The sequence below is a fragment of the Ferruginibacter sp. genome (assembly GCF_014377975.1).
Taxonomy (GTDB): Bacteria; Bacteroidota; Bacteroidia; order Chitinophagales; family Chitinophagaceae; genus Ferruginibacter.
This window is the reverse complement of record NZ_JACMOO010000159.1, coordinates 1-3,179: the sequence shown is the minus strand read 5'-3', so window position 1 is coordinate 3,179 and position 3,179 is coordinate 1. Positions and strand designations below refer to the sequence as shown.

The window sequence follows — 3,179 nt, the reverse complement described above, 5'->3', positions numbered from 1 at the left end:
TGGTTAAAATCACCTATATCATTAATCACCAATTGAGCCGCATCGGTACCATATTTAGTAGTAGTAAATAAGGCCCTTTTATCTGTTGCGCCCGTTCTGTCTTCAAATAAATTTACGAATGCAGAAGTAGCCCTGTAACCATACCATCCTCCACCAACACCATAATCCTTAAAATCATCGCCTGAAGCACAGTGAACAAAAAAAGTAGTATTACCATAGCCAGTGGTTTTTAGCCCATCACAATTAATGGCGTATATAAATTCATCTTTTGCCTTATCATTATCCGCCATAAATGCACCGGCATAATTGTCGTACAACTTATAGCCGCCATCAATTACTTTTTTAGAATAGATAATAGCTGTATCAAAAGCTTTTGTGTCGGCTGCGCCGGTATATACATTTCCATTGAGGTAAATGCGTGCCAGGAGAGCCCATGCTGCTCCCTGGTCTACCCTTCCATACTCGATGGTTTTAACCGGTGCCAATGAACCTTCAATTGCTTTTAACTCGCTTGATATGTAATAGAACAAATCTTTGCGTTCAATCTGCCGTGGTAATATGGTACCAATTTTATCTTCTTCGGTAACGAAGGTAGATTTACCGAATAAATCCATCATCACCCAATAGTTAAAAGCACGTAAAAAACGAACTTCTGCAACAGAATTTTTGATATCGGCTATCTCTGCATCAGTAATGTCTCCTTTACTTTTCTTATCATTCAATTTTGTATCTGTACACTCCCTCAAATATTCGTTGATGAGGGTAACATTGTAAATAGGTCTTGCATAAATCCCTTTTAAAAAAGGATCAGCATCATTCCACCGGAAGTTGTGAAGATCTTTAATAGTTTGGTCATTCCAGGCAACAACTGCTTCATCGGTCGGTAATTCCTGACAATTGAAAAACATCCGAATAAATGCTATCTGCGAACCTTCATCTAAACCGCCACTGATGTCTGCGCCATCATTCCTTCTTGGATCACCGGCCGGCCCGGTATTACCGGAGGTTGCCATGGTGCCATAAATTTTTGCCAATACACTTTTATAACCTGCAGCAGTTTTATATGCTTTTTCGGGGGTAAGATCGTTCTGTGGAAACAGATCAAGTTTTTTAGCACATGAAGCGGCAAAAATCGCTACAATCAATAATAAGATTGCGTTTTTGATAATTGTATTTTTCATAATAATCTTTTTATTTAGTATTTTAAAAATCCAGGTTTAATCCAAGTGAATAAACTCTTGGCCTTGGGTAGATGGTATTATCAACCTGGCTATCTCCTGAGTTTTCAGGATCGAGTCCTTTGTATTTAGTTATAACGAATACATTTTGTGCACTGGCTGATACACGAAGACTCGCCTTGCCTTTCAATATCTTACCCACGTTGTAACCAACATTAATATTGTCCAACCGGAAGAAAGAAGCATTTTGTATATAATAATCGGATAGAAACTGATTATTGGAAAACCCGGTTTCAAGATAATTTCTTGACACATTGCTTGTAAAATTCAATGGATTTTTCATAGCCCTTAAAACACCCGAATTGGAGAAATAGTTGTTATACATGTAATTTCCAAGGCTGGCATGTGCTGCAAAACCCAGGTAAAAATCTTTATAATTAACCTGTGTATTTACGCCAAACAACATATCTGCTGCAGGCTTTTTATAGAGGTAACGATCGGCATCGTTAATGATACCATCCCTGTTGAGATCTTCATACAATCCTTCAATTGGTTTACCGGTTGTTTCATCATAAATCTGCTTATAAACAAAGAAGGTGTAGGGAGCATAGCCTACTAAATGCCTACCGATGTTATTTCCTGTACCACCTGCAATGCCACTGGTTGCAATACCTTTAAAGTTTGCATCTTTTTGCTTCAGCAAATTGGTGATTGTAGATTGATTGTAGGTAACATTAAAACCAAAATCCCAAGAGAAATTTCTGTTTTTTATGGGTGTTGTATTGATGGTAAACTCAACCCCTTTATTTTCGATATTACCAACATTGGTAAGCAATTCAATATTAAAATTAGCCCCTGCAGCTACCGGAACAACGCTTAACAAATCTTTGGTTTTCTTTTGATAGAATTCAACAGAACCGGAAATTCTGTTTTTTAAGAATCCGAAATCCAATCCGATATTATTGGTGGTGGTGGTTTCCCATTTTAAATTGGGATCATAAGCACCGGGCCTGGAAAAGCCATAAAATGTGCTGCCGAACTGGTATTGGGCTGCAGCATTACTCAAGACATAAACAGGCAAATAACTATAGTTGCCAATTCCATCCTGCTGGCCGGTAATTCCCCAACCATACCTAACCTTTAGTTCACTTACTACAGAAGAAGTTCTGAATAATTCTTCTTTTAATTTCCAGGCAAGTGCTACAGCAGGAAAATACCCTACCCTGTTAGCTTCTGAAAATTTGGAACTTGCATCCCTTCTGATGGATGCAGTAATGAGGTATTTATTATTAATGGTAATATTGGTTCTGCCCAGGTAAGATTCTAAGCGGTTTTGTGGTTTATCTGTAACAAAACTGGGCTGTGTACCCGGTAGAACTTTACCATCTGCGGAATAGGCTCCATAATTGTACACATCGGTTACAAAATCCTGGTAGGTATGCCCTGCCAATACATCTATCTTGGTATTGATTGACTTGAGGTCTTTTGCATAATACAAAGAAGTTTCCAAAATGCTGTTGTCTTTAAATTGAGCATAATGGGTAAAGCTTCCTCTTGTGGTAGGCTGCACCTGTGTAACCAATTGCGGTAAAGAAATATCATCTCCTTTTCCAAAAGCATGATCTAAACCGGCGTTAACAATAAAATGTAAATCGGGTAAAAAATGCAATTTATAATCCAGTTGAATATTTCCAATAAAACGGTTAACAACAGAATTGTTATTCCCGAATTGTAATAAAGAAAGAGGATTGTGCTGAGAAGAACCGCCACCGCTACTTTTGGGGGCACCGTCTGCCCGCAGCCACTCAAAATTGCCGCCATATTGGTTATTTGCATTAATATTTTGTGTAGGATCAAATGAAGCTGCAGCACCTACCGCACCGCCATCTGCAAGACGATTTTTTGTCTGGCTGATTTTTGCATTCACATTTACAGAAAGATGTTCTTTAAAAAACTTTGGTGAAAGATTTAAAGAGGTGGTAAGCCTGTTGAACTTATCAG

General features: G+C 38.2%; 2 protein-coding genes. Both read right to left on the bottom strand.

Annotated features, from left to right (window positions below; translation table 11 throughout):
- On the bottom strand, positions 1-1,181 hold a 1,181-nt coding region (locus H7254_RS09270; protein WP_301932703.1), incomplete at its 3' end, for a RagB/SusD family nutrient uptake outer membrane protein.
- Between the two features lie 22 nt (positions 1,182-1,203).
- Positions 1,204-3,179 (bottom strand): SusC/RagA family TonB-linked outer membrane protein (locus tag H7254_RS09265; RefSeq protein ID WP_301932702.1); only part of this gene is annotated, 1,976 nt, incomplete at its 5' end.